Annotated in this window: 24 protein-coding genes; 5 read left to right on the top strand and 19 right to left on the bottom strand. The window is 61.7% G+C overall.

The window, feature by feature from the left end:
• Positions 1–302: 302 nt before the first annotated feature.
• The 11 genes from fabZ to rpsB all read right to left on the bottom strand — a co-directional run bounded on the left by fabZ (position 303) and on the right by rpsB (position 11,242).
• Positions 303–779, bottom strand: a complete 477-nt coding sequence (gene fabZ, locus WA070_RS18840) for a 3-hydroxyacyl-ACP dehydratase FabZ (RefSeq protein ID WP_422635427.1) — start codon at positions 777–779, stop codon at positions 303–305.
• A 7-nt stretch (positions 780–786) separates the two neighbouring features.
• Entirely contained in the window at positions 787–1,440 is a 654-nt protein-coding gene (locus WA070_RS18835) for an OmpH family outer membrane protein (RefSeq protein WP_422635426.1), read from the bottom strand.
• Positions 1,440–4,097 carry an outer membrane protein assembly factor BamA gene (bamA, locus tag WA070_RS18830; RefSeq protein WP_422635425.1) on the bottom strand — a complete coding sequence of 886 codons (2,658 nt, stop codon included), beginning with the start codon at positions 4,095–4,097 and terminating at the stop codon, positions 1,440–1,442. Before bamA ends, WA070_RS18835 begins: the two co-directional genes overlap by 1 nt.
• A gap of 90 nt (positions 4,098–4,187) precedes the next feature.
• On the bottom strand, positions 4,188–5,321 hold the full coding sequence (gene rseP / locus WA070_RS18825) for an RIP metalloprotease RseP (RefSeq protein ID WP_422635424.1): 1,134 nt from the start codon (positions 5,319–5,321) through the stop codon (positions 4,188–4,190).
• On the bottom strand, positions 5,318–6,475 hold the full coding sequence (locus tag WA070_RS18820; protein ID WP_422635423.1) for a 1-deoxy-D-xylulose-5-phosphate reductoisomerase: 1,158 nt from the start codon (positions 6,473–6,475) through the stop codon (positions 5,318–5,320). Before WA070_RS18820 ends, rseP begins: the two co-directional genes overlap by 4 nt.
• Complete coding sequence (locus WA070_RS18815; protein WP_422635422.1) at positions 6,475–7,251, bottom strand: phosphatidate cytidylyltransferase; 777 nt, start codon at positions 7,249–7,251, stop codon at positions 6,475–6,477. Before WA070_RS18815 ends, WA070_RS18820 begins: the two co-directional genes overlap by 1 nt.
• 4 nt (positions 7,252–7,255) lie before the next feature.
• Complete coding sequence (locus tag WA070_RS18810; protein WP_422635421.1) at positions 7,256–7,996, bottom strand: isoprenyl transferase; 741 nt, start codon at positions 7,994–7,996, stop codon at positions 7,256–7,258.
• 43 nt (positions 7,997–8,039) lie between these two features.
• On the bottom strand, positions 8,040–8,597 hold the full coding sequence (frr, locus tag WA070_RS18805) for a ribosome recycling factor (RefSeq protein ID WP_422635420.1): 558 nt from the start codon (positions 8,595–8,597) through the stop codon (positions 8,040–8,042).
• A gap of 4 nt (positions 8,598–8,601) precedes the next feature.
• Positions 8,602–9,327, bottom strand: coding sequence for a UMP kinase (pyrH, locus tag WA070_RS18800; RefSeq protein ID WP_422635419.1), 726 nt, complete (start codon positions 9,325–9,327; stop codon positions 8,602–8,604).
• A gap of 112 nt (positions 9,328–9,439) precedes the next feature.
• Positions 9,440–10,384 carry a translation elongation factor Ts gene (gene tsf / locus WA070_RS18795; protein ID WP_422635418.1) on the bottom strand — a complete coding sequence of 315 codons (945 nt, stop codon included), beginning with the start codon at positions 10,382–10,384 and terminating at the stop codon, positions 9,440–9,442.
• Between the two features lie 99 nt (positions 10,385–10,483).
• Positions 10,484–11,242, bottom strand: a complete 759-nt coding sequence (gene rpsB / locus WA070_RS18790) for a 30S ribosomal protein S2 (RefSeq protein ID WP_422635417.1) — start codon at positions 11,240–11,242, stop codon at positions 10,484–10,486.
• Positions 11,243–11,499: 257 nt separating this feature from the next.
• On the opposite strand from rpsB, the gene WA070_RS18785 reads away from it, so the two are divergent.
• Complete coding sequence (locus WA070_RS18785) at positions 11,500–11,721, top strand: hypothetical protein (RefSeq protein ID WP_422635416.1); 222 nt, start codon at positions 11,500–11,502, stop codon at positions 11,719–11,721.
• Between the two features lie 7 nt (positions 11,722–11,728).
• Here the strand turns inward: WA070_RS18785 and WA070_RS18780 are convergent, their stop codons facing one another.
• Complete coding sequence (locus tag WA070_RS18780) at positions 11,729–12,469, bottom strand: CDP-alcohol phosphatidyltransferase family protein (RefSeq protein WP_422635505.1); 741 nt, start codon at positions 12,467–12,469, stop codon at positions 11,729–11,731.
• Positions 12,470–12,519: 50 nt separating this feature from the next.
• Positions 12,520–13,254, bottom strand: coding sequence for a phosphatidylserine decarboxylase (locus WA070_RS18775; protein ID WP_422635415.1), 735 nt, complete (start codon positions 13,252–13,254; stop codon positions 12,520–12,522).
• A gap of 173 nt (positions 13,255–13,427) precedes the next feature.
• Here WA070_RS18775 and WA070_RS18770 point away from each other — a divergent pair, with 173 nt between their 5' ends.
• Positions 13,428–14,648 (top strand): NADP-dependent isocitrate dehydrogenase, encoded by a 1,221-nt coding sequence (locus WA070_RS18770; RefSeq protein WP_422635414.1) that lies wholly within the window; start codon positions 13,428–13,430, stop codon positions 14,646–14,648.
• 108 nt (positions 14,649–14,756) lie between these two features.
• Positions 14,757–16,370 (top strand): GNAT family N-acetyltransferase, encoded by a 1,614-nt coding sequence (locus WA070_RS18765; protein WP_422635413.1) that lies wholly within the window; start codon positions 14,757–14,759, stop codon positions 16,368–16,370.
• Positions 16,371–16,480: 110 nt separating this feature from the next.
• Here WA070_RS18765 and glmS read toward each other — a convergent pair whose 3' ends face one another.
• The 3 genes from glmS to glmU all read right to left on the bottom strand — a co-directional run bounded on the left by glmS (position 16,481) and on the right by glmU (position 20,691).
• Positions 16,481–18,304: a glutamine--fructose-6-phosphate transaminase (isomerizing) gene (gene glmS / locus WA070_RS18760; RefSeq protein WP_422635412.1), complete on the bottom strand. Its 1,824-nt coding sequence runs from the start codon at positions 18,302–18,304 to the stop codon at positions 16,481–16,483.
• 111 nt (positions 18,305–18,415) lie between these two features.
• The gene (locus tag WA070_RS18755; RefSeq protein WP_422635504.1) at positions 18,416–19,279 is read right to left on the bottom strand and encodes a metallophosphoesterase; all 864 of its coding nucleotides are present in this window, start codon (positions 19,277–19,279) and stop codon (positions 18,416–18,418) included.
• Between the two features lie 11 nt (positions 19,280–19,290).
• Positions 19,291–20,691, bottom strand: a complete 1,401-nt coding sequence (glmU, locus tag WA070_RS18750; RefSeq protein WP_422635411.1) for a bifunctional UDP-N-acetylglucosamine diphosphorylase/glucosamine-1-phosphate N-acetyltransferase GlmU — start codon at positions 20,689–20,691, stop codon at positions 19,291–19,293.
• A gap of 44 nt (positions 20,692–20,735) precedes the next feature.
• Here glmU and gph point away from each other — a divergent pair, with 44 nt between their 5' ends.
• Both gph and WA070_RS18740 read left to right on the top strand, forming a co-directional pair.
• Positions 20,736–21,404 carry a phosphoglycolate phosphatase gene (gene gph, locus WA070_RS18745; RefSeq protein ID WP_422635410.1) on the top strand — a complete coding sequence of 223 codons (669 nt, stop codon included), beginning with the start codon at positions 20,736–20,738 and terminating at the stop codon, positions 21,402–21,404.
• Positions 21,401–22,162 (top strand): enoyl-CoA hydratase/isomerase family protein, encoded by a 762-nt coding sequence (locus tag WA070_RS18740; RefSeq protein WP_422635409.1) that lies wholly within the window; start codon positions 21,401–21,403, stop codon positions 22,160–22,162. Before gph ends, WA070_RS18740 begins: the two co-directional genes overlap by 4 nt.
• A gap of 200 nt (positions 22,163–22,362) precedes the next feature.
• Here WA070_RS18740 and lpdA read toward each other — a convergent pair whose 3' ends face one another.
• From lpdA to odhB, 3 genes are read right to left on the bottom strand one after another with little or no spacing between them, the layout of a single operon-like run.
• Positions 22,363–23,763, bottom strand: a complete 1,401-nt coding sequence (gene lpdA / locus WA070_RS18735) for a dihydrolipoyl dehydrogenase (protein WP_422635408.1) — start codon at positions 23,761–23,763, stop codon at positions 22,363–22,365.
• A complete protein-coding gene (locus WA070_RS18730) occupies positions 23,764–24,153 on the bottom strand; it encodes a lysozyme inhibitor LprI family protein (RefSeq protein WP_422635407.1) in 390 nt (129 codons plus the stop codon).
• A 29-nt stretch (positions 24,154–24,182) separates the two neighbouring features.
• On the bottom strand, positions 24,183–25,442 hold the full coding sequence (odhB, locus tag WA070_RS18725; protein ID WP_422635406.1) for a 2-oxoglutarate dehydrogenase complex dihydrolipoyllysine-residue succinyltransferase: 1,260 nt from the start codon (positions 25,440–25,442) through the stop codon (positions 24,183–24,185).
• Between the last annotated feature and the right edge of the window lie 8 nt (positions 25,443–25,450).

The raw sequence follows: 25,450 nt of genomic DNA, 5'->3' as shown, positions 1-25,450 counted from the left end.
CGTAAGGTGCCGGTTCCGACCGGCTGTGGATGCGGTAAAAACTGCGAAGGCGCGCGGTTAGCGGTTTTGGCCCGATATGGCAAGCACAAGCCCTGCCCGACCGCGACGATCCGCCTGCACGCAGCGCCCGATCAACAGGCGCCATCATCGATTCCACGAAAAAAACGCAAACCCCGCACTCAACTCCAACAAAAAGGCCGTGCAATAACAATATGTTACTACACAGCCTCTCTATCCAATGCGCAAAAGCTGTGGTGCTCACTCTGGAAATCGCCCAGCCCGAACCGACCACAAATTGCGCCTCAATCCTTGGGCGGGTCCGAAATCATCGCGACGAAATTGGCTTCCGCCACCAGCTTGCCGTCGACCATGGCCTTGCCGCTGAACTTGCAGATCGCCCCCCGATTCTGCGTCACTTCGACCAGCAGGTCCATCAGGCACCCCGGCTCAACAGGCGACCGGAACTTCGCCCCGTCGATGCTCATGAAATAGACGAGCTTGCCCGAATCGGCCAAATTCATCGATTCCACCGCCAGCACGCCCGCCGCCTGCGCCATCGCTTCCACGATCAGCACGCCGGGCATGATAGGCCGCGTGGGGAAATGCCCCTGAAAAAACGGCTCGTTGACCGACACTGCCTTGATCGCATGGATCGACTGGTTCGGCACCAGCGACACCACGCGGTCGATCAGCAGCATCGGGTAACGATGCGGCAGCGCGGCCATGACCCGACGGATATCCATCGGGCCACGGGCGCTATTATCAACCTCTAACGTCATGCTTCGATCAGCGCGACTTGGGTGCCTGCGGGTTTGCCGCCGGTGCAGCAGCAGCCCCGGCCTGACCCTGACGACCCGGCTGCCAGCCAGCAGGCGGCGTGATGCCGACGCTTGGGACCAGTGCGTTGAGTTCAGTGACGACCGCCGCCGTGATATCGACGCTCGGCTGGTAGGACACGGTCGCGTCCGGACCCAGAACCAGATCGACCTTCGCCTTGGTCATCGCCGCTTTCAGCGCATCCGACAGCTTGGCTGTGATCTGCTCTTCGACATAGGCGTTGGCGACCGCGATCGGCTGGCCCAGACGCTGAAGCTCGGCCTGCGCCGTCTGCTGCGCCTGCTGGAACGTCTGATACTGGGTTTCGATCGCCGGGGTCGGCTTGTTGTTCGCCGCCTTCAGCGCAGCCTGAAGCGCGTCGCTCTTGGTCTTGAGGTCTGCGTCGATCGCGGCCTTGCGCGCATTGAACGCATCGATCTGCGGCTTGTAGGTCGTGTTCATCTGCGTGCGTGCAGTCGTGTACGCAGTGCTGGTGCCCACGGCACGCTGCAAGTCGGCGACGGCGATACCGGCCTTCGACTGCGCGACGGCAGGAACAGCGGTCAGCGCAATGGCGGTCATGGGCGTCAGAGCGAGCGCCGCGGCCTTGAAAATCATCTTCATCAGAATTGAGTCCCTACGTTAAAGGTAATGAGCTTGTCGTCGTCCCCTGGTTCCTTGAGCAGAGCCTTGGCGATGTCGATACGGAACGGGCCGAATGGCGAATTCCAGTTGACGCCAAAGCCGACCGACAGGCGCGGCTTGAGCGTATCGCCCAGATATTGCTCTGCAAATCCGGTGCCGCTGTTATGCGTGCCGCTGGCACAGATCGGCGCAGCCGCCGTACCCGTCGCCCTGACGGTCGAACCGCTCGCCAGAGTGCAGGTGCCCGCATAATCGATCGTGCCCGGATCCTTCAGCCCGGCGACCGCGCCCACGTCCATGAAGATGGACGGGCGCAGACCCATTTCGCGTGCGCCCGACCCCAGCGGAATCTCCACCTCGCCACGCGCCATATAATAGATGCGACCACCCAGCGCGTCGTCGGTGCGGTTGTTCCTGTCTGTCGACTGGACACCGGTGATGACCCCCGTCGTCGCGTCGGTCGTGCTGGTGTAAAAGCGCCGGATCACGCGCGGCCCGATGCCACGAATGTCGAAACCGCGCATCTGCGGTTCGCCCAGGAAGAAGCGATCGGTCAAACGGATCGGATCGACCAGCGCGCCGGTCGCATCGCGACGGTCGCCTTCCAGGCTGTGGATATAACCGCCCTCGCCAGTCAGCGAGAAGATGAAGCCAGCGCCCAGCGGGATATATTTCGCTGCGTTGAACCGGGTGCGGATATATTTCACGTCACCGCCCAGACCCGCAAAATCCTGGCTCAGCACGAAGTTGTAGCCGCGCGTTGCCCGGATGCGATTATCACGCGTGTCATAGATCAGCGAGTAGCCGAGCGAGGACGTCGTGCGCTTGCCAATCGCGTCGCACAGATAGCGGCCAGCCAGCAGCGGATCGCACTCGGTCACGCCATCGCCGTTGGTGTCCGAATAATAGGTATCCTTGTCGAGCGTCACATCGTCGAGGTTGAGGCTGTAACGCAGCGCCAGCGACATATATTCCGTGATCGGCACACCGGCGCGGATCTGGAAACCCGTCGTCGTCTGCTCATAGGTCGTGTCGCGATCATTATTGTTGAGGTAGCGGAAGCTGTTCAGATCGCGGCGGTAGATGTCGCCACCCAGCGCGATATTCTTGTCCATGAAATAGGGTTCGGTGAACCCGACTTCCACCGACTTGCTATAGGCCGAATAGTTGACCGACGTGCGCAGTTCCTGGCCCTTGCCACGGAAGTTGCGCTGCGTGATCGACGCCGACACGATGAAGCGTTCCAGCGAGGAGAAACCAGCCGACAGCGACAGTTCGCCGGTCGATTTTTCCTGCACATTGGTTTCCAGCACGATGCGGTCGGGCGCGGAACCCGGCTTCTGCTCGATGTCCAGCTTCTCCTGGAAGAAGCCGAGCGAGTTGATCCGGTCCTTCGACCGCTTGACCAAGAAGCTGTTGAACGCATCGCCTTCGGCCAGCCGGAACTCGCGGCGCACCACCTTGTCCTGTGTCAGCGTATTGCCGTTAATGTCCACCCGTTCGACATAGACGCGCGGCGCATTGGCGATGCGGAAATTAATCCCCATCGTCAGCGTGTCCTTGTCGCGGTTGAAGTCCGGCGACACGTCGGCAAAGGCATAGCCGAACAGACCAGCCGTCTCGCTGAGCGTATCGACCGTATCTTCGACCTGCTTGGCGTTATACCAGTCGCCCTTCTTCATCGGCAACCGCTTGGTCAGGCCATCGCCCGACAGATCGCGAATGTCCGACTCGACCTTCACGTCGCCAAATTTATAGCGCGATCCTTCCTCCACCACATAGGTGATGATGAAGTCCTGCTTGTCCGGGGTCAGCTCCGCCACGGCCGAAATGACGCGGAAATCGGCATAGCCTTCGGTCAGATAATATTGCCGCAGCTTCTGCTGGTCATAGGCCAGACGATCGGGATCATAGCTGGTGCCAGACGAAAACAGACGGAACCAGCGCGACTGCTTGGTCACCATCTGGCTGCGCAGGTCGCCATCGCTGAACTTGTCGTTACCGATGATGTTGATCTGGCGAACCTTGGACTTTGGCCCTTCGGTAATTTCGAACACGATGTCGACGCGGTTCTGGTCGAGCTGCACCATCTTGGGTTCGACGCTGGCGGCGAACCGGCCCTGACGGCGATACAGTTCGATAATCCGCGCGACGTCGGCACGAACCTTCGACCGGGTATAGATCTGACGCGGGGCCAGCTTGATTTCGGGCCTGATCTTGTCGTCCTTCAGGCGCTTGTTGCCCTCCAGCACGATGCGGTTGATGACCGGGCTTTCCTTGATATCGACCGTCAGCGCGCCATTGTCATTGCGGATCTGGACGTCGGCAAAAAACTCCGTCTCGTACAAATCACGCAACGCCTGATCGAGCGATTCCTGGGTAAAGGGCTGACCGATGCGCAACTTGGTGTAGGATAATATCGTATCCGGCTCTAAACGTTGCTGGCCGGAAACAGTGATGCTGCTGACCGTACCCAGCGGCGATGATGCTGTGGTGGTCGGTACTGGAGGCGCGGCAGGCGCGGTTGCCGGAGCACGCGACTGCTGCGCCATGGCAGGAGCCGCCGAAACACCTGCGATCATCGTGGTCGCCAACAGGACCGCGACAACCGGGCGCTGCCTCTTGCTGCTCATCATCGCTGTCACCCGCATCACCTCAAAAACTCGAAAAATAATGTTTCCGCCGAAACAGACGACGCCAAACCGCGTCTCCCTGCCCGATGCGGGTCAGCCGATCAAGCCGGACAGGCTTTTCCACAGTCCGAAAGACGACAAATCGTTGAAAGTCACCAGCACCATCATCGTCAACAGCACCGCCAGCCCCGACCGATAGGCCCATTCCTGCGCAGTCGCGCTGACCGGACGCCGTCGCACCGCTTCGATTCCATAAAAGAGCAGATGCCCGCCATCCAGCATTGGAATTGGCAACAGGTTGATGAACCCCAAGTTAATAGAGATGAGCGCTACGAAGAAGATGAAGCTTTCCAGCCCCAATGTCGCCGCCTGCCCCGAAACCTGTGCGATCTTGAGCGGCCCGCCCAGTTCCTTCACAGACCGACCGCCGCTGACGATCTGGCCCATCGTCTCGACCATCGTGCGCACGATCTGCCCGGTGCGCTCCACCGCGACGACCGGCGCGCGGAAAAGGCTGACCGGCTCCACCACGGGTGCGCCGGGGGCCAGGCCCAGCCGACCGATCTGGAACGTGTTGCCGAACCCGTCACCCTCGGTCACGCTGCCGACCTTGCCCTGCCGCTCGAAGGTCTTGCCATCGCGCTCGATGACCATCGCCACCGGCTCGCCCGGACGGATCTGCGCATACATACGAATATCGTCGAATGTCGCCATTTCGCGCCCGCCCAGCGACACGATCCGGTCGCCCGACTGGATGCCAGCGGCCGCCGCCGCGCTGCCCGGCTGCACCATTCCGGCAACCGCAGGTGTCCGGCTTTCGCCATGGACGAAGGCGAAGGTCGCAAGGATCAGGATCGCGAACAGGAAATTGATCGCCGGCCCCGCCGCGACGATCGCGGCCCGCTGCCACAGGGGCTTGGCAGGAAAACTCTGCGCCCGCTCCGACGCTGGCAATTGCAGCCAGGCCGGGTCGGTCATGCTGGCAGCGTTCATATCGCCCTTGAACTTCACATAGCCACCCAGCGGCAGCGCCGCGACGCGCCAGCGCGTGCCACGCTTGTCGACCCAAGCAAACAACTCCGGCCCGAAGCCGATCGAAAACGCTTCCGCCTTCACGCCGCACCAGCGCCCGACCAGATAATGGCCCAGCTCATGCACGAAAACGAGCGGCCCAATGACCGCCACGAAGGCAAGAACGGTCATCAGGAAACCGGGATTGTGGATCAAGCGATCATTCTTTCCATCACATTGCCCGCCAAAATGCGGGCCTGCGCATCGGCCGCCAGAACATCGTCAATGGCGGCAGGCGTTGGTGCGCTATAGCGGTTCAACACATCTTCCACAATCATGGCAATATCAATGAAGCCGATCCGACCGCTTAGAAAAGCCGCGACTGCCACCTCGTTCGCTGCGTTCAGGATCGCCGGGGCCACCCCGCCCGCCTCCGCCGCCGCCCGCGCCAGACGCAGCGCAGGAAAGCGTATCGGATCAGGCGCTTCGAAGTCGAGCCTGCCGATCCGAGCCAGATCCAGCGGCTGGCACGGCGTCGCCATCCGCTGCGGCCAGGCGAGCGCGTGGGCGATCGGAATCCGCATGTCGGGCGATCCCAACTGGGCCAGCGTGGATCGGTCGCGATACTCCACCATGGAATGGATGACCGATTGCGGATGGACCAATATCTCGATCCGATCGAGACCGACCGGGAAGAGGTGCGCCGCCTCGATCAGTTCCAGCCCCTTGTTCATCATCGTCGCGCTGTCGACGCTGATCTTCGCGCCCATTGACCAGTTGGGATGCGCGACGGCCTGCGCTGGCGTAATGTCCTGCATCTCCGCCCGGCTACGTGTGCGAAACGGCCCGCCGCTGGCGGTCAGCGTGATCCGCGCGACATCGTCCAGGCTACCGCCTGCAAGGCATTGGAAAATGGCGTTATGCTCGCTATCGACCGGCAAGAGCGTCGATTGCGTCCGGTTCGCCATCGCCATCATCAGCGCACCGGCGGACACCAGCGATTCCTTGTTGGCCAGCGCGACCGTGCCGCCTGCTTCCAGCGCCGCCATCGTCGGGCGCAATCCGGCGCATCCCACGATCGCCGCCATCGTCCAGTCCGCGCCCGTCCGCGCAGCATCGACCAGCGCCACCTCGCCCGCCGCTGCCTCCACGCCCGACCCGGCAAGCGCCGCCTTCAATGCGCCATATTTCGCTGAATCGCCAATCACCGCCACCTGCGCGCGCATGTCACGCGCCAATCTGGCCAGACCATCGACATCGCTATTGGCCGTCAATGCCACTACGCGATAGGCGTCGGGATCACGCCGGATCAGGTCCAGCGTCGACATGCCGACCGAACCGGTCGCGCCGAAAATAGATATGGACCGCATCAGCCTTGCACCAAAAAGAGGTAAAACAGGGCCGCGAGCGGGACAGCGGTCGCGACGCCGTCCAGCCTGTCCATCACCCCGCCATGGCCGGGCAACAGCTTCCCGCTATCCTTGACCCCGGCGCGGCGCTTCATCCCGCTTTCGAACAGATCGCCCAGCTGCGCGGCGACGGCCAACACGCCACTCGCCGCTGCCAGCTGGATCGGCAACCCACCGAAACGATGAAACAGGAACCCGGTCAGCAAAGCCGCCAGCACACCACCGGCCAGCCCCGCCCATGTCTTTGACGGACTGACACGCGGCGCAAGTTTTGGCCCGCCGATCGAGCGACCAGCGAAATAAGCGCCGATATCCGTCGCCCAGACCAGACCCAACGCCCAAAAGGCCAGCATCAGGCCAGTAAGATTGGGCGTCTGCGCGCGCAGGAACAGCAGCGCGATCACAGGCGCGCACACATAGAAAAGGCCAAACGCCAGTTTAGGAACACGCGTCACTATTGCAACGAAGATGATCGACGCGGCCAGCAAGCCAAATGCAAACCCATGAACCCCTGCCGCCAAGGGACATAAAATCGCCAGCGGCACGGACACCGCATACATGGACAGTTTCTTGTCGCGCTCCGTCACGCCGGTCAGGTCGGCCCATTCGCCCTGCATCAGCACGCCCGCGACCACCAGTAACAGCCAGAAGATCAGCCCCCCCGACAATAACGCCCCCAGAGCCAAAGCGATCAGACCGGCTCCAACGACGGCACGGGTACGCAATTCGCTCGTCACATGCTCACAGTCCGCCGAAACGGCGGTCCCTCATGCGAAACGCGTCCAGCGCTTGCCCCAAAGCATGTGCGTCAAAATCGGGCCACAGCATATCGGTGAAATATAGCTCGGCATAGGCGGCCTGCCACAGCATGAAATTGCTCAGCCGATGCTCGCCCGAGGTGCGGATCAGCAGGTCGAGCGGCGGCAGGTCGGCCGTATCCAGCGCCTCGTCGATCGCTTCCACGCCGATGTCCTCGGCCGCGATCTCGCCCGCCACCGCGCGCTGCGCCAGTCGTCGGGCCGCGCGCACCATTTCATCCTGCGCGCCATAGTTGAGCGCGATCGCAATGACCGGCCCCGTATTCCCCGCCGTGCGCGCCATTGCCCCGTCGATCATTTCGACCAAAGAGGGTTCCAGAACGCGATAATTGCCGATGATCCGCAATCGGACGCCATTGGCGTGCAACTCGTCAATATCCGACTGAATGAAATGGCGAAGCAACCCCATCAGATCGGCGACTTCGCTGGCCGGACGCTTCCAGTTTTCCGACGAAAAGGCGTAGAGCGTCAAACATTCCAGCTTCAACTCACGCGCCGCCCGCGACACGCGCCGCACCGCTTCGACGCCCGCCCGATGCCCCGCGATCCGCGGCAGGAAACGCTTTTTGGCCCAACGGCCATTGCCGTCCATGATGATGGCGACATGGCGCGCGCCATGGGCTGGTGCGCTGCTGAGCAGGTCGGGCTTCACCTGACTGGCCATCAAAAAGATATGCGCGTTCTGGACACGAAGGGGAAGCCCCGGCTCACTGGCCGAGAATTTCCTTTTCCTTCGCCGTTGCCGCCGCATCCAGTTCCGCAATAACGCCGTCGGTCAGCTTCTGGACCTCGGTTTCCTTACGCTTGCGCTCATCCTCGCTGATTTCGCCCTTCTTCTCGTCCGCCTTCAGGCTGTCCATGCCGTCGCGGCGCACATTGCGCACGGCGATGCGTGCAGCTTCAGCATATTTGCTCGCCAGCTTGGCCAGTTCCTTGCGGCGATCCTCCGTCAGGTCGGGGATCGGCAAGCGCAGGGTCTGCCCGTCGGTAATCGGATTGAGGCCCAGCCCTGCCGACCGGATCGCCTTGTCGACCGCCCCTACATTGACCTTGTCCCACACCTGCACCGACAACATGCGCGGTTCAGGCGCCGATACGGTCGCCACCTGATTGAGCGGCATTGCCGCGCCATACACTGTGACCACCACCGGATCGAGCAGCATGACGTTGGCACGTCCGGTACGCAGGCCGGACAGATCGCTCTTGAGCGATTCGACCGCGCCCGCCATGCGGCGTTCCAGGTCCGACTTGTCATATTGTGCCATGGATTCAGCTCTCCTGATTTTGCACGATCGTCGCCACACCCTGCCCTGCCAGAACCTGCGCCAGGTTGCCGGTTTCGCGGATGTTAAAGACAACGATAGGAATATTATTTTCACGGCACAGCGCGATGGCGCTGGCGTCCATGACCTTGAGATGGTCGTTCAGCACCCGATCGAAACTGATTTCGTCATACCGAACGGCGTCGGCTACCTGCTTGGGATCGGCATTATACACGCCATCCACGCTGGTGCCCTTGAAGATCGCGTTGCAATTCATTTCGGCGGCCCGCAGCGCGGCGGTCGTGTCCGTGGTGAAGAAGGGGTTGCCGGTGCCCGCCGCGAAGATGACGATCCGGCCCTTTTCCATATGCCGCACGGCCTTGCGACGAATATAGGGTTCGCACACCGACGCCATCGGAATGGCTGACTGAACCCGCGTATCGTAACCTAGTTTTTCCAACGCGTTCTGCACCGCAAGCGCGTTCATGACCGTCGCCAGCATGCCCATATAGTCGGCGCTGGTCCGGTCGAAACCCTTGGCCGCGCCCGCCAGTCCGCGGAAGATGTTGCCGCCGCCCACCACGACGCACAGTTCGAATCCGGCATCCTTGGCCGCAGCGATTTCACCTGCCACACGGTTCACCGTCTCCGGCTCGATACCGAACTGGCCCTGCCCCATCAGCACCTCACCGGACAGTTTCAGCAATATGCGCTTGAAGGCAGGCCGGGTCATGCGGAGGATTATTCCATCTGTTAAGCGGGCAAGGAAATGGCGCGCACCTTAGGCAGCACGCGCCATTCTGTGAAGCAGCTTTTCCTCCCCGGCAAGGGGAGAAAGAGAAGAATCAGACCCCGGCCGCCGCCGCGACTTCGGCAGCGAAGTCGCTGACTTCCTTCTCGATGCCTTCGCCCAGCTGGAAGCGGACATAGGATGTCAGCGTGATTGACGCCCCGGCATCCTTCGCGGCCTTGGCAACGACCTCAGCGATCGGGGTTTTATTGTCCATCACAAAGATCTGGCTGAGCAGCGCCTGCTCCTTGGCGAACTTGGCAACCGAGCCGTCCAGACGCTTGGCGAGGATGTCGGCAGGAATCTGCTTGCCACTCTTGGCGGCTTCTTCGGTAGCCTTTTCAGCGGCGATCGCGCGCTCGCGCTCCAGCAGGGCCGGGTCGATGTCAGCAGCCGAAAGAGCCAGCGGGAAGGCGGCGGCGATGTGCATCGCAATCTGCTTGCCCAGCGGTTCCAGCACGGCAGCAGGCGCATCGCCTTCCAGCGCGACCAGCACGCCGATCTTGCCCAGACCAGGCGCAGCGGCATTGTGGACGTAGGAGACGACGACGCCCTGGCTCACTTCGACATGGCCGACGCGACGAACGGTCTGGTTCTCACCGATGGTGGCGATGTTCGCGACCAGCTTTTCCGAAACGGTGCCGCCCGACGGATAAGCGGCTGCTGCCAGTGCATCCGCGTCAGCCGCGCCGGTTTCCAGCGCGATCGTCGATACGGTGCGAACGAAATCCTGGAACTGCTCGTTCTTGGCAACGAAATCGGTTTCGCTGTTCACTTCGACGGCAACGCCCTTGGTGCCGGATACGGCAACGCCGACCAGACCTTCGGCAGCGGTGCGGCTCGACTTCTTTTGCGCAGCGGCCAGACCCTTGGCGCGCAGCCAGTCGGTTGCCGCTTCGATGTCGCCACCGGCTTCGGTCAGCGCCTTCTTGCAATCCATCATGCCCGCGCCCGAACGGTCGCGCAGTTCCTTGACGGCGGCAGCGGTAATATCGGCCATGTTTCGGCTCCTAAAATATAGTGGTTCAAATATGCGGCAGGGCGCGTCTCAACAAAGAGCGCGCCCTAGCCTGTCATTCTTGCAGTTGCGCGACGCTGTTTAGGCTTCCGCGACAACCTCTTCAGCCATTGGCTCGTCCATCGCGCCCAGATCGACGCCCGACGCCTGCTGCGCACCACGGTTGCCCTTGGTCGCGGCTGCAGCAATCGCATCGCAATAAAGGCGGATCGCACGGCTGGCGTCATCGTTCGCGGGGACCGGGAACGCGATGCCATCGGGCGAGACGTTCGAATCGAGGATCGCAACGACCGGGATACCCAGCGTGTTGGCTTCCTTGATCGCCAGCTCTTCCTTGTTCGCGTCGATCACGAACATGACATCAGGGATGCCGTTCATGTCGCGGATACCGCCCAGCGACGCTTCCAGCTTCTCGCGCTCGCGAGTCATCTGAAGGACTTCCTTCTTGGTGAAGCCATGGGTGTCACCCGACAGCTTTTCCTCAAGGGTCTTGAGACGCTTGATCGAACCAGAAATCGTCTTCCAGTTGGTGAGCATGCCGCCCAGCCACCGATGATTCACGAAATGCTGACCCGACTGGCGCGCGGCGTCAGCGATCGGATCCTGTGCCTGACGCTTCGTTCCGACGAACAGAACCTTGCCGCCAGCGGCGACCGTCGACGACACGAAGTCCAGCGCGCGGCTGAACAAAGGCACGGTCTGCGACAGGTCGAGGATGTGGATGCCGTTGCGCTCGCCGAAGATGTACGGCTTCATGCGCGGGTTCCAACGATGGGTCTGGTGGCCAAAATGCGCGCCAGCGTCGATCAATTGGTGCATGGTGACAACAGGAGCTGCCATAATATACGTCCTTTCCGGTTAATGCCTCTGGGAATCAGGAACTGCCAACAGCCTGAAAGGCCGTCCTCAGCACCGGATATGTCGATTCCCATGTGGAATGAGCCGCGCCTTTAGCGACCCTTAAAATGATACGCAAGGGTTGACTTGCGCTTAAACCAAGAACATAGAGTGAACAAACGGAACAAGCACGGTTATCCGACGTTTGGATCGTTATCGTGGGACAAGCCGTGCAAACGGCAAGATAGAAAGTGATCTCCATGTTCACGTTCGTTGCAGCAACCCTGTTTTTCGTCGCCTTTCTGCTGGCCGTCGGCACCATCGCATGGATGTTCTTCCTCTACCATGACAAGATGGTGGCAGCGCTCCAGTTCGAGCCCCTACCCGATCACAGGCCGGTCTATCACATCCGCGTGCGTCGCCCGCGTGTTGTTCGTCGTACATCACCCCTCAGCGCGCCGACCACCATTTTGGCCGCCTGATCTAATCTTAGGCGGTGTCCGGCGCGGCCTGTCGCTGCGTTTCGCGTTGCCGCTTGACCTTGGAATAGGACAGGATGCCAAAGGGGATCAGCGCGACGTAGATGCCGCAGATCAACAACAAGGTCAGCCACGGATCGGTAAACAGCAATGCAGCCAACAATCCGGCAAAGGCGATAGCCTCCAGCCGTATGCGCTTACGCAGCCGCAACACCGACCATGTATAAGTCGCGATGCTCGATATCATGAGGAACGCGATGAAGGCGGCCCATGGCGCGACAATATACCAGGCACGAAAAATCTCCTGCCCCGTCACCAGCCATAGATAAAGCGGCACGAACGCCAGCCCTGCACCTGCTGGGGCCGGAACGCCGGTCATGAAACCCGCCGATTTGTGCGGCTGCTCGTCCGCATCGATATTGGCGTTGAATCTGGCAAGCCGCAACGCGCAGGACAAAGCGTGCGCCAGCGCGAATATCCACCCGAACTTGGGCATCGCATGGAGCGACCAGAGATACAGGATCAGCGCAGGCGCGACACCAAAGGCAATCGAATCGGACAGTGAATCCAGTTCCGCGCCGAACCGGCTTTCTCCGCGCAACAGCCGGGCGATGCGTCCATCCAGTCCATCCAGCACCCCGGCAAAGATGATGGACAGGACGGCGCGTTCCCAATCGCCCGATATGCCATAGCGCACGCCAGTCAGGCCAAAGCATAATGCCATCGCTGTGACAGCATTGGGCGCCAGCATACGCAAGGTTATTCCCCGGCGGAGCCCCTGTGGCACGGCGCGCCGTTGCCTCACTGTTGAATACCCGGAATCACGCGACGATCGCCGACCTGGCCCAATATGGTTTCGCCAGCCACAGTGCGCTGCCCAAGGATGACGCGCGGCGCCGTTCCTGCGGGCAGATAGACATCGACCCGGCTGCCAAAGCGGATAAGACCAATCCGTTGCCCGGCCGCGACCATATCTCCGGGCTTCACGAACGGCACGATCCGCCGCGCGACCAGACCTGCAATCTGGGTAAAGCCGATGCGCAATCCATCATGGCGTTCAACCAAAATATGCTGCCGTTCATTATCCTCGCTGGCTTTATCGAGATCGGCATTGAGAAACTTGCCCGAAATATAGACGACCGACTTGATCGTCCCGCCGATCGGGGTGCGGTTGATATGGACATCGAACACGCTCATGAAAATCGACACCCGGATCAGCGGTTGATCGCCCAGGCCCAGCGCGCCCGACATCTCGCGCGGCGGGGGCACCCGCTGGATCAGCGTGACCAGACCGTCTGCGGGCGCAATGATCGCGTTCTCGTCCTGTGGCACTGCCCGGATGGGGTCGCGAAAGAACGCCAACACCCAGATGGTGAGCATCAGCATCAACCAGCCGACGATTTCCCAGCCCAGCAGAAAGAATCCGCCCGTGATCGCAGCAGCGATCAGGCCGAATTTCACGCCCTCCGGGTGAACCGACGGCCAACGCCATTTGACATTGCCACCTGCGGCGATCGTGATCTCATTATTGTCCATGGCACCGTCTTTAGGGAGAGACTTGTTGCCTGACAACGACCGATCCCGGTGAAGGGGTCCACGCGCGCGGCATAAGCGCGACATAAGTGGGCCAGAGCGGTTGAACATTGGCGCCGCTTTGCCTAGGGCGTGTCGCAATTCCATCCCACTAAAGCAGAAAGCGAAGCAGGCGCATGGCAAAGATAAAGGTGAAGAATCCCGTCGTAGAACTTGACGGCGACGAAATGACCCGGATCATCTGGGAATGGATCCGCGAACGTCTGATCCTGCCCTATCTCGACATCGACCTGAAATATTACGACCTTTCCGTCGAAAAGCGCGATGAGACCGACGATCAGATCACGATCGACGCGGCCAACGCGATCAAGCAATATGGCGTCGGCGTAAAGTGCGCGACCATCACGCCTGATGAACAGCGCGTCGAGGAATTCAACCTCAAGTCCATGTGGCGCTCGCCCAACGGCACGATCCGCAACATCCTGGGCGGCGTCGTGTTCCGCGAACCCATCGTCATCAAGAACGTGCCCCGCCTCGTCCCCGGCTGGACCGACCCGATCGTCATCGGCCGTCACGCATTTGGCGATCAGTATAAGGCGACCGATTTCCTCGTACCCAGCGCGGGCAAGCTGCGCATGATCTGGGACGGCGAAAATGGCGAAAAGATCGAGAAGGAAGTGTTCAACTTCCCCGCCGCCGGCGTCGCCATGGGCATGTACAACCTCGACGATTCGATCCGCGATTTCGCGCGCGCTAGCATGAACTATGCGCTCGACCGCAAATGGCCGCTCTACCTGTCAACCAAAAACACGATCCTCAAGGCCTATGACGGCCGCTTCAAGGATCTGTTCCAGGAAGTGTTCGACGCCGAATTCGCCGATCAGTTCAAGGCGGCCAACATCATCTACGAACATCGCCTGATCGACGACATGGTCGCCTCCGCCCTCAAGTGGAGCGGCAAGTTCGTGTGGGCCTGCAAAAACTATGACGGCGACGTTCAGTCCGACACCGTCGCGCAGGGCTTCGGCTCGCTTGGCCTCATGACGTCGGTCCTGCTCACACCCGACGGCAAGACGGTCGAAGCAGAAGCCGCGCATGGCACCGTCACCCGCCACTATCGCCAGCACCAGCAGGGCAAGGCGACCTCCACCAACCCGATCGCATCGATCTTTGCCTGGACGCAGGGCCTGTCCTTCCGTGGCAAGTTCGACGGCACGCCGGACGTCACCAAATTTGCCGAAACGCTGGAGCGCGTCTGCATCAAGACCGTCGAAGACGGCGCAATGACCAAGGATCTGGCATTGCTGATCGGCCCCGATCAGGCTTGGATGACGACGGAGCAGTTCTTCGAACAGATCCGCGTCAACCTGGAAACCGAAATGGCGACCTGGGCCTAAAAAACGGGAACTGATCCGCGCCTGCGCGGTTCAATACGCAAACGGAATGAGGCGACGCCGTGCAACCGGCGTCGCCTTTTCCATATCTGATAGAGCGGAGGCAACCCGATGACGACTGCGACCAAGAAACGCCTGGAGGTGCGCGCCGCTGTGCCCGCGGACGTACGCGCCGTCCTGCGCCTTATCGCGCGCGTCTATCCTGGCATGCCCAACTATTCGCCCGCCACCGTGCGCGGCCAGATCAACAATTTCCCCGACGGCTGCTTCGTTGCCCTCTACGACAACAAGGTGGTGGGCTATTGCGCGACCATGCGCGTCAGCAAGGGCATGGCCTTTGCCCATCATGATTGGGAAGAAATCACCGCCAACGGCTTTGGCACCCGCCACAGTGCGGCAGGCGAATGGCTTTACGGCTATGAAATGGCGGTCGATCCAAAGCTACGCGGCCTGCGCATCGGCCAGCGCCTGTATGACGAGCGCAAGGAACTGGCCGAACAACTCGACCTGCATGGCATTGTCATCGCCGGGCGGATGCCGGGCTATCTACGTACCAAGCGCAAGGTCGAAGGACCGAAAGACTATCTGGACAAGGTCGTCCAGGGGAAGATCCGCGATCAGGTCGTCAGCTTTCAGCTGAAAAACCAGTTCGAGCCACTCGGCGTACTGGAAAATTACCTGCCCGAAGACAAACAGTCCGACGGACACGCCGCGCATCTCGTCTGGCGCAATCCCTATGTCGATCCCGATGAAGCCGCCAAAATGCGGGTGCCACGCGGCGTCGAAAGCGTCCGCCTCGCCACCTGTCAGCTACAGGCCCGCGCGGTCGAGGATTTCGACGCCTTCATTCGCAACATCGAATATTTCGTCGATGTTGCGGCTGATTATCGGTCGGACTTCATCGTTTTCCCCGAATTGTTCACGCTTCCCCTGCTGTCTTTCGAGACCAAGAAGCTCAATCCCATGGAGGCGATCGACAAGCTGACCAGCTACACCCCGCGCCTCACCAAGGAACTGACGCGGATGGCGTTGCAATATAATATCAACATCATCGGCGGATCGCACCCGACCCGCGCCGACGATGGCGATATACAGAATATCGCCTATGTCGCGCTGCGCGACGGGTCAGTGCATACACAGGAAAAAATCCACCCAACCCCCAATGAATCCTTCTGGTGGAACATCAAGGGCGGCGATTCCCTCGACGTGATCCAGACTGACTGCGGCCCGATCGGCGTGCTGATCTGCTACGACAGCGAATTCCCAGAACTGGCGCGCCGCCTGGTCGATCAGGGCGCGCGCATCATCTTCGTCCCTTTCTGCACCGATTCGCGCCTTGGGTACATGCGCGTGCGCTACTGCGCGCAGGCAAGGGCGATCGAGAACCAATGCTATGTCGTCATGTCCGGCAATGTCGGCAATCTGCCCAACGTCGACAATATGGACATCCAGTATGCCCAGAGCGCGATCCTGACGCCCTGCGATCTGCCCTTCGCCCGCGACGGCATCGCGGCGGAATCGACCGAGAATGTCGAAACGCTGACGATGGCGGACGTCAACCTCGCCGACCTCAGCTGGGCGCGCGCGGAAGGCACCGTCCGCAACCTGCGCGACCGCCGCTTCGACCTTTACCACATCGAATGGGACAGCAACCCCGACCACAGCCACGCGCCCAGCGGAGGGCCGGTGCCAGCGGGCGGACATAATTCTCCGGGTGGTGGGTGACGGCGATTTACGAAACGCGGTTCTCCTCAACCGTCATGCCAGCGAAGGCTGGGATGAGAGTGGTTGGTGATTGAGAATGGTCGTCAGTCGCCCAACCAACCCTCACTCAATCACTCCACCGTCACCGACTTCGCCAGATTCCGGGGCTGATCCACATCCGTGCCCTTGATCACCGCGACATGGTAAGCCAGTAACTGCACCGGCACCGCATAGACCAATGGCGCGATCAGCGGATGGACCTGCGGCATCTCGATCGTCGCCATGCAGCCTTCGCCGGCCAGCGCGATACCCTCCGCATCGGAGATCAGCACCACCTTGCCGCCCCGCGCCTGCACTTCCTGCATGTTGCTGACGGTTTTTTCGAACAGCGGCCCCGACGGCGCGATGACGATGACCGGCACGGCATCGTCGATCAGAGCGATCGGCCCATGCTTCATCTCGCCCGCCGCATAGCCTTCGGCGTGGATATAGCTGATTTCCTTGAGCTTCAGCGCGCCTTCCAGCGCCATCGGATAATCCGGCCCACGGCCCAGATACAGCACGTCCCGCGCCGGTGCGATCAGATGCGCCATCGCCTCGATCTGCCCGTCGCGGCTCAATGCCTCGTTCAGCGCGGCGGGCGCTTCCGACAGGTGCCAGACGATTTGCGCCTCTTCCTGTGGCGTCAACCGGCCCTTGGCCCGCGCCAGATTGGCCGCCAGCGCCGCCAGAACCGCCAACTGGCATGTGAACGCCTTGGTCGATGCCACGCCGATTTCCGGCCCGGCATGGGTGGGCAGCAGCAGATCGGCTTCGCGCGCCATCGAACTGGTCGGCACATTAACCACTACGGCGATGATCTGCCCCTCCGACTTGGCATGGCGCAGCGCGGCCAGCGTGTCGGCGGTCTCCCCCGACTGGCTGATGAACAGCGCCAACCCACCCGGCTCCAGCACCGGATCGCGATAGCGAAACTCGCTCGCGACATCGATATCGACGGCCACGCGTGCGAACTTCTCGAACCAGTATTTCGCCACCAGCCCGGCGTAATAGCTGGTGCCACACGCAACGATGGTGATGCGTTTCACTTGGCCAAGGTCGAAGTCCATGTCCGGCATGGCGACTTCATTGTCCATCCGCCGCAGGTAGGACCGCAAAGTCTGGGCGACGACGACTGGCTGCTCGTAAATTTCCTTTTGCATGAAATGGCGATGATTGCCCTTGTCGATCATCGCGCCGGACACGCCGGAAATCGTCACTGGCCGTTCGACCGGCTGATTATCCCTGTCGAAAATCTCCGCGCCATCCGCAGTGATGACGACCCAGTCGCCCTCCTCCAGATAGGCGATGCGCTGCGTCAGCGGCGCCAGCGCCAGCGCGTCGGACCCCAGGAACGTCTCGCCATCGCCATAGCCGACCACCAGCGGCGACCCCAGCCGCGCGCCGATCAGCATGTCAGGATGGCTGCGGAACAGGATTGCCAGCGCGAACGCGCCATGTAGCCGGGGCAAGACCTGCCGCACTGCATCCTGCGGCGATGCGCCCTGTTCCACCAGTTCGCTCACCAGATGGGCGACGACCTCGGTATCGGTCTGGCTGTCAAAATGACGGCCCCGCGCCATCAATTCGGCGCGCAGCGGTTTGAAGTTCTCGATGATGCCATTGTGGACCAGCGCCACTTCGCCGGTCGCATGCGGATGCGCATTGCTGGTCGTGGGCGCGCCATGGGTGGCCCAGCGGGTATGGGCAATGCCGATCGTGCCGGGCAGCGGTGCTTCAGACAAGGCGTTGACCAGATTGGCGAGCTTCCCTTCCGCCCGCCGCCGGTCGATCATAGCATCATGCACGGTCGCCACGCCCGCACTGTCATAGCCCCGATATTCCAGCCGCTTCAGCCCATCCACCAGCCGTTCGGCCACGTCGTTCCTGCTGATGATTCCAATGATGCCGCACATGAATGACTGTCCCGAAACGACTGACTGATGATGCCTTCCATAGGGCTGGTGGCTGACCATGTCATTAATGACCGGCCTGAAACGGCGATGATTTCGCCGTCTCGCGCACGCCTATTGCGGGCGAATGGTAATCAGCCAAATGTCGGGCGGGGACAACAGCCGGATCGGCAGTCCGCTGGTCCCTACGCCCGCCGCCACGATCATGCGCCGCGCGCCCAGCCGATATTGGCCGCAGGCATAGCGCGTCCCATATTTCGACGGCACATAGATGATACCCCAATAGGGTAGAGCGACCTGCCCGCAATGGGTATGCCCAACCAGCATCAGTGACGGCGCATCAGGCAGTTTGGGAAAAACGTCCGGCCCATGCGACAGGATGATCGGCGCGCCACCCAGCTTGGCCATGGCGCGCATCGTGCCTGCCACATCAGGCTTGCGGGTATAGATGTCGCGCAATCCCCCGATAACCAGCGGCCCGCGTCGGACTGCCCGATCCTGCAACAGGGTGATACCCATCTGCGTAAACGCCGCCTGCCATCCCGGCCCGCTCATCGGATAGGGATTTTTCTTGCTGAGACTATCATGATTGCCCATCACCGCGATCACGCCCATCGGCGCGCGCAGCCCGGCAAAGACGGCGATGCTCTGGCGAGCATTGTAGGTCGCCCCGCCCTTGTCATCGCCCATATAATCGCCGCCCAGCAGGATGAGGTCGGGCCGCAGTCCGTTGATCTGCGCGACGATGCGCGCCATGCGCCGTGGGCTGTTGTCCGGCCCGGACAGATGCGTATCGGTCAGCAACACGACGCGTATCGGCTGATGCGGCCCACCGGCCGGATAGGGCAGCGCGATGTTCGCATGACGCACGATCGGCATCGCGCGCGCATTGGCGATGAGGGACAATATGCCCGCGACCAGCAACAGCAGGACGATCAGCAACGCGGTCCAACCGGGATAGCGGCGAACCACCCCCAATCCGCGCAGGCTCAAGCCTTGTTCGCCTTCCTTGTCTTCATCCGTTCACGAAAACGCTTGGCCCATCCCGGCTTGTCGACCTGATCGGGCCGTACCAGGCACAGTGCGTCCGCCGCCACCGGCTTCGTCACAACGCTACCCGCCGCCACGATCGCGCCTTCGCCGATACTGGCGGGAGCGACCAGCGCGCTGTTGGACCCGATGAAGGCTCCCGCGCCAATGTCCGTGCGATATTTGAAGAAGCCGTCATAGTTGCAGGTAATGACGCCCGCGCCAATATTCGCCGCCGCCCCGATGCTGGCGTCGCCGATATAGGACAGATGATTGACCTTTGCGCCTTCGCCCAATGTCGCCTTCTTGATCTCGACGAAATTGCCGACCTTTGCCTTCGCCCCAATCTGCGCGCCGGGACGCAGCCGCGCATAGGGACCGATCTGCGCGCCGCGTTCCACCCGCGCGCCTTCAAGATGCGAAAAGGCGTGGATTACCACGTCATCGGCAATGGTAACTTCCTGAGCGAACACCACATGTGGCTCGACTATGACGTCACGGCCCAGCACGGTGTCGTGGCTGAAAAATACAGTGTCCGGCGCGATCAGCGTCACGCCGTCGCGCATCGCTTCGATCCGGCGGCGGGCCTGCCATTGCGCCTCGACCTGCGCCTGTTCGACCCGGCTGTTCACGCCAGCCACTTCCCAGGCGTCGGTTTCAATCACCGCGCTGGGTGCGCCGGGTAACATGATGATATCAGGGAGATAATATTCTCCCGCCGCGTTGTCGTTGCCGATCTGGTCCAGCAATATGAACAGGTCGGTCGAGCGCACCGCCATCAGGCCGCTGTTGCACAAAGTGACGGCGCGCTCGGCTTCGCTGGCATCCTTATACTCGACCATTTTTTCGATGATGCCCTGCCCATCGGCGATGATCCGGCCATAGGCAGCGGCATCATCTGGACGAAACCCCAGCACGACGGCACGTGGTTCATCGCCACGGTTCAGCCGGTCGATCATGGCCTTCATCGTTTCGGCCCGCACCAGCGGCACGTCACCGTAGAGGATCAGCACATCGCCTGCGAACCCGGCCAGCGCGTCATGCGCCTGAGCGACCGCATGACCCGTCCCCAATTGCGCATCCTGCACCGCGATCACAGCGCCGGTGCCCTCAACCGCCTTTTCCACCTGATCGCGCCCGGCCCCCACGACGACGACCTGACGCTCTGGATGGAGCGCCGCCACGTTCGCCAGCAGATGTAACAGCATCGGCCGCCCGGCGATGGGATGCAACACCTTGTGCATAGCCGATTTCATGCGAGTCCCCTGCCCGGCGGCAAGGATGATGACGGCGAGCGGGCGGGGAGAAGTCACGGTGATAGGAACCTCGATCGAAGCGATAATCGATCCGCTCTCTGCCATGTTTGACTTGCCTTTGCCACCGCCCACACGGCATGGATTGCCCCATGGCACGCTTTCCTTTCGACATTGTCGGCTTCGATCTCGACGGCACCCTGATCGACACCAGCGGCGATCTGGCCGCAGCGGTCAATCACGCCATCGCGACCATCGATCGTCCACCCTTCCCGGTCGCGTCGATCCACCCCTTCGTGGGTAAAGGCGCGCGGGTCATGCTGGAACGCGCGCTGGACGCATCCGGCGGTTATGACGATGCCATGCTGGAACAACTGCTGCCCGTGCTGCTCGACCATTATCAGCAGAATCTGGCCATCCATTCCGTCCCCTATCCCGGCCTGATCGTCGCCATGGACGCGCTGAGTGCGGCGGGCGTCAAACTGGCCATCTGCACCAACAAGGCCGAACGCTTCACCATCCCGCTGATGGATCAGATCGGACTGTCGGATCGCTTCGCCGCGATCATCGGCGGAGACACTGTAGGCATATCGAAGCCAGACCCCGCGCCGATCCATGCCATGATCGAGCGATCGGGGGGCGGGCGCGCAATTTTCCTGGGCGACACGATCAACGATATTGCAAGCGCGCGCAACGCGGGCATACCCAGCATTGCCGTCAGCTTCGGCTTCCTCGACGGCCCGGTCGAAGACCTGGAGGCCGACGCCGTTATCGACCATTATGACGAACTGCTTCCTCTGCTGGAAAACTGGCCGTCATGACGCTGCACCTCGAACGTGACGGCGCGATCGCACGCCTGACGATCGATCGACCGGCACGGCGCAACGCCATGACGCAGGCGATGTGGCAAGAACTGCCCCACCTCGTCGCAGAGGCCATGGCTGATGCAGCCATCCGCACCCTCATTCTGACATCGGCGACGCCGGGGCTGTTTTGCGCCGGAGCCGACATAGACGAATTTGCGACATGCTCGTCCGACCCGGACTGGCGCGTCGCCAATCAGGCCGCGATCCGCGCCAGCCAATATGCGCTGGCCCATGCGCCAAAGCCGGTGATCGCGGCGATCGACGGGGACTGCGTGGGTGGCGGATGCGGCCTCGCCATCGCATGCGATATACGCATCGCTGCGCCCACGGCGCGGCTGGGAATCACGCCAGCCAGACTGGGCATCGTCTATTCGCTGTTCGACACGAAATTGCTGGTCGATCTGATCGGCCCGGCGAGAGCCAGGCGGGTGCTGTTTACCGGTGCCTTGCATCATGCGGACGACGCGCTGTCGATCGGCCTGATCGACCAGATCGCCGACGATCCGCTCGCCGCCGCCAGGGATCTCGCCGCAACGATCGCGGCCAACGCCCAACATAGCGTGCGATCGTCCAAGGCCATCATACGCCGCATCCTCGACGGTCAGGCCGATGATGATGACACCACGCTCGCCCTGTTCCGCGATGCCTTTACGTTGCCCGACTTTGCGGAGGGGGTAGCGGCATTTCGGGGAAAGCGTCGCCCGAATTTCTAGTCCTTGGACCATAATGACTTCACCTTAATCCGTTCGCTTCGAGCGAAGTCGAGAAGCTGATAGCGCCGTGCTAAGTTTCTCGACTTCGCTCGAAACGAACGGACGCGGTGCAACGCCACATAATATCAGGTCCCAATCACATGCAAAAAAGGCCTCCGAAACCGGAGGCCTTCCCTGTCTGTAGAGCGATCGTCAGCCGATCACATATGGATCGGCTTACCCGTGACGGCCATCGCCGCTTCCTTGATCGCTTCGCTATGCGTGGGATGCGCGTGGCAGGTGTAGGCGATGTCCTCGCTCGACGCGCCAAATTCCATGGCCTGCGCGGCCTGCGCGATCATCGTGCCAGCAGGCACGGCGATGATCCACACGCCCAGCACCTTGTCGGTTTCCGCGTCTGCAATGATCTTCACAAAGCCGTCCGGCTCATGATTGGTCTTGGCGCGGCTGTTGGCCATCATCGGGAATTTCCCGACCTTGATCGCGCCCTTTTCCTTGGCTTGCTCTTCGGTCAGGCCAACGCCCGCGATTTCCGGTTTGGTATAGACGACCGACGGGATGATAGCGTGGTTCACGATGCCGGTCAGGCCAGCAATATTCTCCGCAACGGCAATGCCTTCATCCTCGGCCTTATGCGCCAGCATCGGACCGGGAATGACGTCGCCGATCGCCCACACGCCCGCCACCTTTGTGCCGAATTCATGATCGGTTTCGATCTGGCCGCGCGCATTGACCTCCAGCCCGATCTTGTCGAGGCCCAGACCATCTGTGTTGGGACGACGGCCGATGGACACCAGAACGACGTCCGCCTCGATCGTCTCGGCAGCGCCGCCAGCGGCCGGCTCGACGGTCAGCTTGACGCCTTCGCCCACCACTTCCGCGCCCGTCACCTTGGTGCTCAACAGATATTCGAAGCCCTGCTTCTTGAACATCTTGTTGGCTTCCTTGCGGACTTCACCGTCCATGCCGGGCAGGATCTGGTCGAGATATTCCACGACCGTGACCTTCGCGCCCAGCCGCTTCCACACCGAACCCAGTTCCAGACCGATGACGCCACCGCCAATGACGACCAGGTGGCCGGGCACCTTGGCCAGCTCCAGCGCGCCGGTCGAATCGACGATTCTACCGGCTGCATTGTCCACGGCCACGCCGGGCAGGGTCGCGACCGACGAACCCGTCGCGATGACGATATTCTTCGCCGTCACCTTTTCGCCCGCCACCTCGACGCTGTTCGCGCCGGTGAAGCTGGCCAGACCCTTGAGCCAGGTGACCTTGTTCTTCTTGAACAGAAATTCGATGCCGCCGGTCAGCCCCTTGACCGCGTCGATGCGCTGGCCCTGCATGGTGGGCAGGTCCAGGCTCATCTGGTCGATCTTGACGCCCAGCTTGGCCAGCGTGCCATTGGCCGCTTCGTCATAGAGTTCCGAGGCATGCAGCATCGCCTTGGACGGGATGCAGCCGACATTGAGGCAGGTGCCGCCCAACGTGTCCCGGCTTTCGGCGCACGCGGTCTTGAGACCCAATTGCGCCGCCCGGATCGCAGCGACATAGCCGCCGGGACCGGAACCGATCACCAGGACGTCATAATCGAACTCACTCATTTAAGAATCTCCTACGCGGCCCAGCCTGCTCACATTGCAGCTGGTGCCACGACATTCGGCCAAACGATCCGACAGGAACTGGATACGGCTGCGCGTTGTCGCAAGTGCGCAATCGATGTTGACGGCGTTGCTGTTGCCTTCGGAGCGATAGCATTGCTTGTCCCGCATCGCTATCCATCCGCGCTGCCCGTCCCGCAAAACCACTTTGTCGGCCGGTTTGAGCAAGCGCATCAGCGCAACATAATTGTCGTTCAACTGCCGATCCAGGTCCATATAGACTTTGGCGAAGCAATAGACATTGTCGAAACCGGGACGCGGGGCGTCGCAACTGGCGGCATGAGCGGCAGGAACGGAAAGCGCCATCGCGGCGAAAGCAGCCAGTCTCTTCATTCCATTTCCTCTCATGCTGCGCTTGTTGCTTACAGGTCGATCAGAAGGCGGGTCGGATCCTCGATCGCGTTCTTGACCGCGACCAGGAACGTCACCGCTTCGCGACCGTCAACCATGCGATGGTCGTAGCTGAGCGCCAGATACATCATCGGACGCGCCACGATCTGGCCATTGCGGACGACCGGGCGTTCCTCGATGCGGTGCAGACCCAGAACCGCCGACTGGGGCGGGTTGATGATCGGGCTGGACAGCAGCGAACCGAACACGCCGCCGTTGGAGATGGTGAAGGTGCCGCCCTTCATATCTTCCATCGTCAGCTTGCCTTCCTTGGCCTTCTTGCCAAAGCCGCCGATCGTCTTTTCGATGTCAGCCACGCTCAGCGTTTCCGCGTTGCGGATGACCGGAACGACCAGGCCGGTCGGGGCCGACACGGCGACCGAGATGTCGCAGAAATCGTTATAGACGATCTCGTCGCCTTCGATCTGCGCATTGACGCCCGGAATGTCGCGAAGCGCCATGCAGACCGCCTTGGTGAAGAAGCCCATGAAGCCCAGACGGACGCCATGTTTCTTCTCGAACAGATCCTTATATTTCGCGCGCGCCTCGATGATGTTGGTCATGTCGACGTCGTTATAGGTGGTCAGCAGCGCGGCGGTGTTCTGCGCTTCCTTCAGCCGCTTGGCGACGGTCTGGCGCAGGCGCGTCATCTTGACCCGTTCCTGCGCTCGGCTTGGGCCAGCGGCAGGCGCGGCGGCGGCAGGTGCGGCAGCGGCGGGCGCCGACGCAGCAGCCTTCGCCGTTCCGGCTGCGACAGCCGCGGTGACGTCATCGCGTGTCAGGCGACCGTCCTTGCCGGTGCCTTTGATCTTGCTGGGGTCCAGACCATGTTCAAGCACCATGCGGCGCACGGCGGGGGATAGCGTCAGATTGCCGCCATCATCCTCATCCGCCGGGGCGGGCGCGGATGCGGCAGGCGCGGGAGCCGCGGCCTCTGCCTTCGCCGCCGGGGCTGCTGCTGCGGGGGCAGCGGCAGGCGCGGCCGATGCTGCGGCGCCCTCGTTCACATAAGCCAGCAGCGCGCCAACATTGACGGTATCGCCTTCCTTGGCGACTACATCGCCCAGCGTGCCTGCCACTGGCGATGGCACGTCGACGGCCACCTTGTCGGTTTCGAGGCTGACGATGGGTTCGTCGAGCGCGACGGCCTCACCGGGCTTTTTGAGCCACTGGCCCACGGTTGCTTCGGTAACGGATTCGCCCAATGTTGGGACTTTGACTTCGGTAGCCATGAGCTTGT

Source organism: Sphingobium sp. (assembly GCF_049304695.1).
Lineage (GTDB): Bacteria > Pseudomonadota > Alphaproteobacteria > Sphingomonadales > Sphingomonadaceae > Sphingobium.
Note: the sequence above shows the minus strand (reverse complement) of the source record. Positions and strands in the feature narration are given on the sequence as shown.

What these genes read in the sequence shown, in the direction of transcription:
- glmS (WP_422635412.1), bottom strand. Translation starts at nt 18,304, where the DNA reads ATGTGCGGCATCATTGGAATCATCAGCAGGAACGACGTGGCCGAACGG.
- lpdA (WP_422635408.1), bottom strand. Translation starts at nt 23,763, where the DNA reads ATGAGTGAGTTCGATTATGACGTCCTGGTGATCGGTTCCGGTCCCGGC.
- WA070_RS18820 (WP_422635423.1), bottom strand. Translation starts at nt 6,475, where the DNA reads ATGCGGTCCATATCTATTTTCGGCGCGACCGGTTCGGTCGGCATGTCG.
- WA070_RS18780 (WP_422635505.1), bottom strand. Translation starts at nt 12,469, where the DNA reads ATGCTGGCGCCCAATGCTGTCACAGCGATGGCATTATGCTTTGGCCTG.
- WA070_RS18730 (WP_422635407.1), bottom strand. Translation starts at nt 24,153, where the DNA reads ATGAAGAGACTGGCTGCTTTCGCCGCGATGGCGCTTTCCGTTCCTGCC.
- glmU (WP_422635411.1), bottom strand. Translation starts at nt 20,691, where the DNA reads ATGGCAGAGAGCGGATCGATTATCGCTTCGATCGAGGTTCCTATCACC.
- WA070_RS18785 (WP_422635416.1), top strand. Translation starts at nt 11,500, where the DNA reads ATGTTCACGTTCGTTGCAGCAACCCTGTTTTTCGTCGCCTTTCTGCTG.
- WA070_RS18835 (WP_422635426.1), bottom strand. Translation starts at nt 1,440, where the DNA reads ATGAAGATGATTTTCAAGGCCGCGGCGCTCGCTCTGACGCCCATGACC.
- WA070_RS18810 (WP_422635421.1), bottom strand. Translation starts at nt 7,996, where the DNA reads ATGGCCAGTCAGGTGAAGCCCGACCTGCTCAGCAGCGCACCAGCCCAT.
- fabZ (WP_422635427.1), bottom strand. Translation starts at nt 779, where the DNA reads ATGACGTTAGAGGTTGATAATAGCGCCCGTGGCCCGATGGATATCCGT.
- WA070_RS18740 (WP_422635409.1), top strand. Translation starts at nt 21,401, where the DNA reads ATGACGCTGCACCTCGAACGTGACGGCGCGATCGCACGCCTGACGATC.
- odhB (WP_422635406.1), bottom strand. Translation starts at nt 25,442, where the DNA reads ATGGCTACCGAAGTCAAAGTCCCAACATTGGGCGAATCCGTTACCGAA.
- gph (WP_422635410.1), top strand. Translation starts at nt 20,736, where the DNA reads ATGGCACGCTTTCCTTTCGACATTGTCGGCTTCGATCTCGACGGCACC.
- WA070_RS18765 (WP_422635413.1), top strand. Translation starts at nt 14,757, where the DNA reads ATGACGACTGCGACCAAGAAACGCCTGGAGGTGCGCGCCGCTGTGCCC.
- frr (WP_422635420.1), bottom strand. Translation starts at nt 8,597, where the DNA reads ATGGCACAATATGACAAGTCGGACCTGGAACGCCGCATGGCGGGCGCG.
- pyrH (WP_422635419.1), bottom strand. Translation starts at nt 9,327, where the DNA reads ATGACCCGGCCTGCCTTCAAGCGCATATTGCTGAAACTGTCCGGTGAG.
- tsf (WP_422635418.1), bottom strand. Translation starts at nt 10,384, where the DNA reads ATGGCCGATATTACCGCTGCCGCCGTCAAGGAACTGCGCGACCGTTCG.
- rpsB (WP_422635417.1), bottom strand. Translation starts at nt 11,242, where the DNA reads ATGGCAGCTCCTGTTGTCACCATGCACCAATTGATCGACGCTGGCGCG.
- WA070_RS18770 (WP_422635414.1), top strand. Translation starts at nt 13,428, where the DNA reads ATGGCAAAGATAAAGGTGAAGAATCCCGTCGTAGAACTTGACGGCGAC.
- WA070_RS18775 (WP_422635415.1), bottom strand. Translation starts at nt 13,254, where the DNA reads ATGGACAATAATGAGATCACGATCGCCGCAGGTGGCAATGTCAAATGG.
- bamA (WP_422635425.1), bottom strand. Translation starts at nt 4,097, where the DNA reads ATGATGAGCAGCAAGAGGCAGCGCCCGGTTGTCGCGGTCCTGTTGGCG.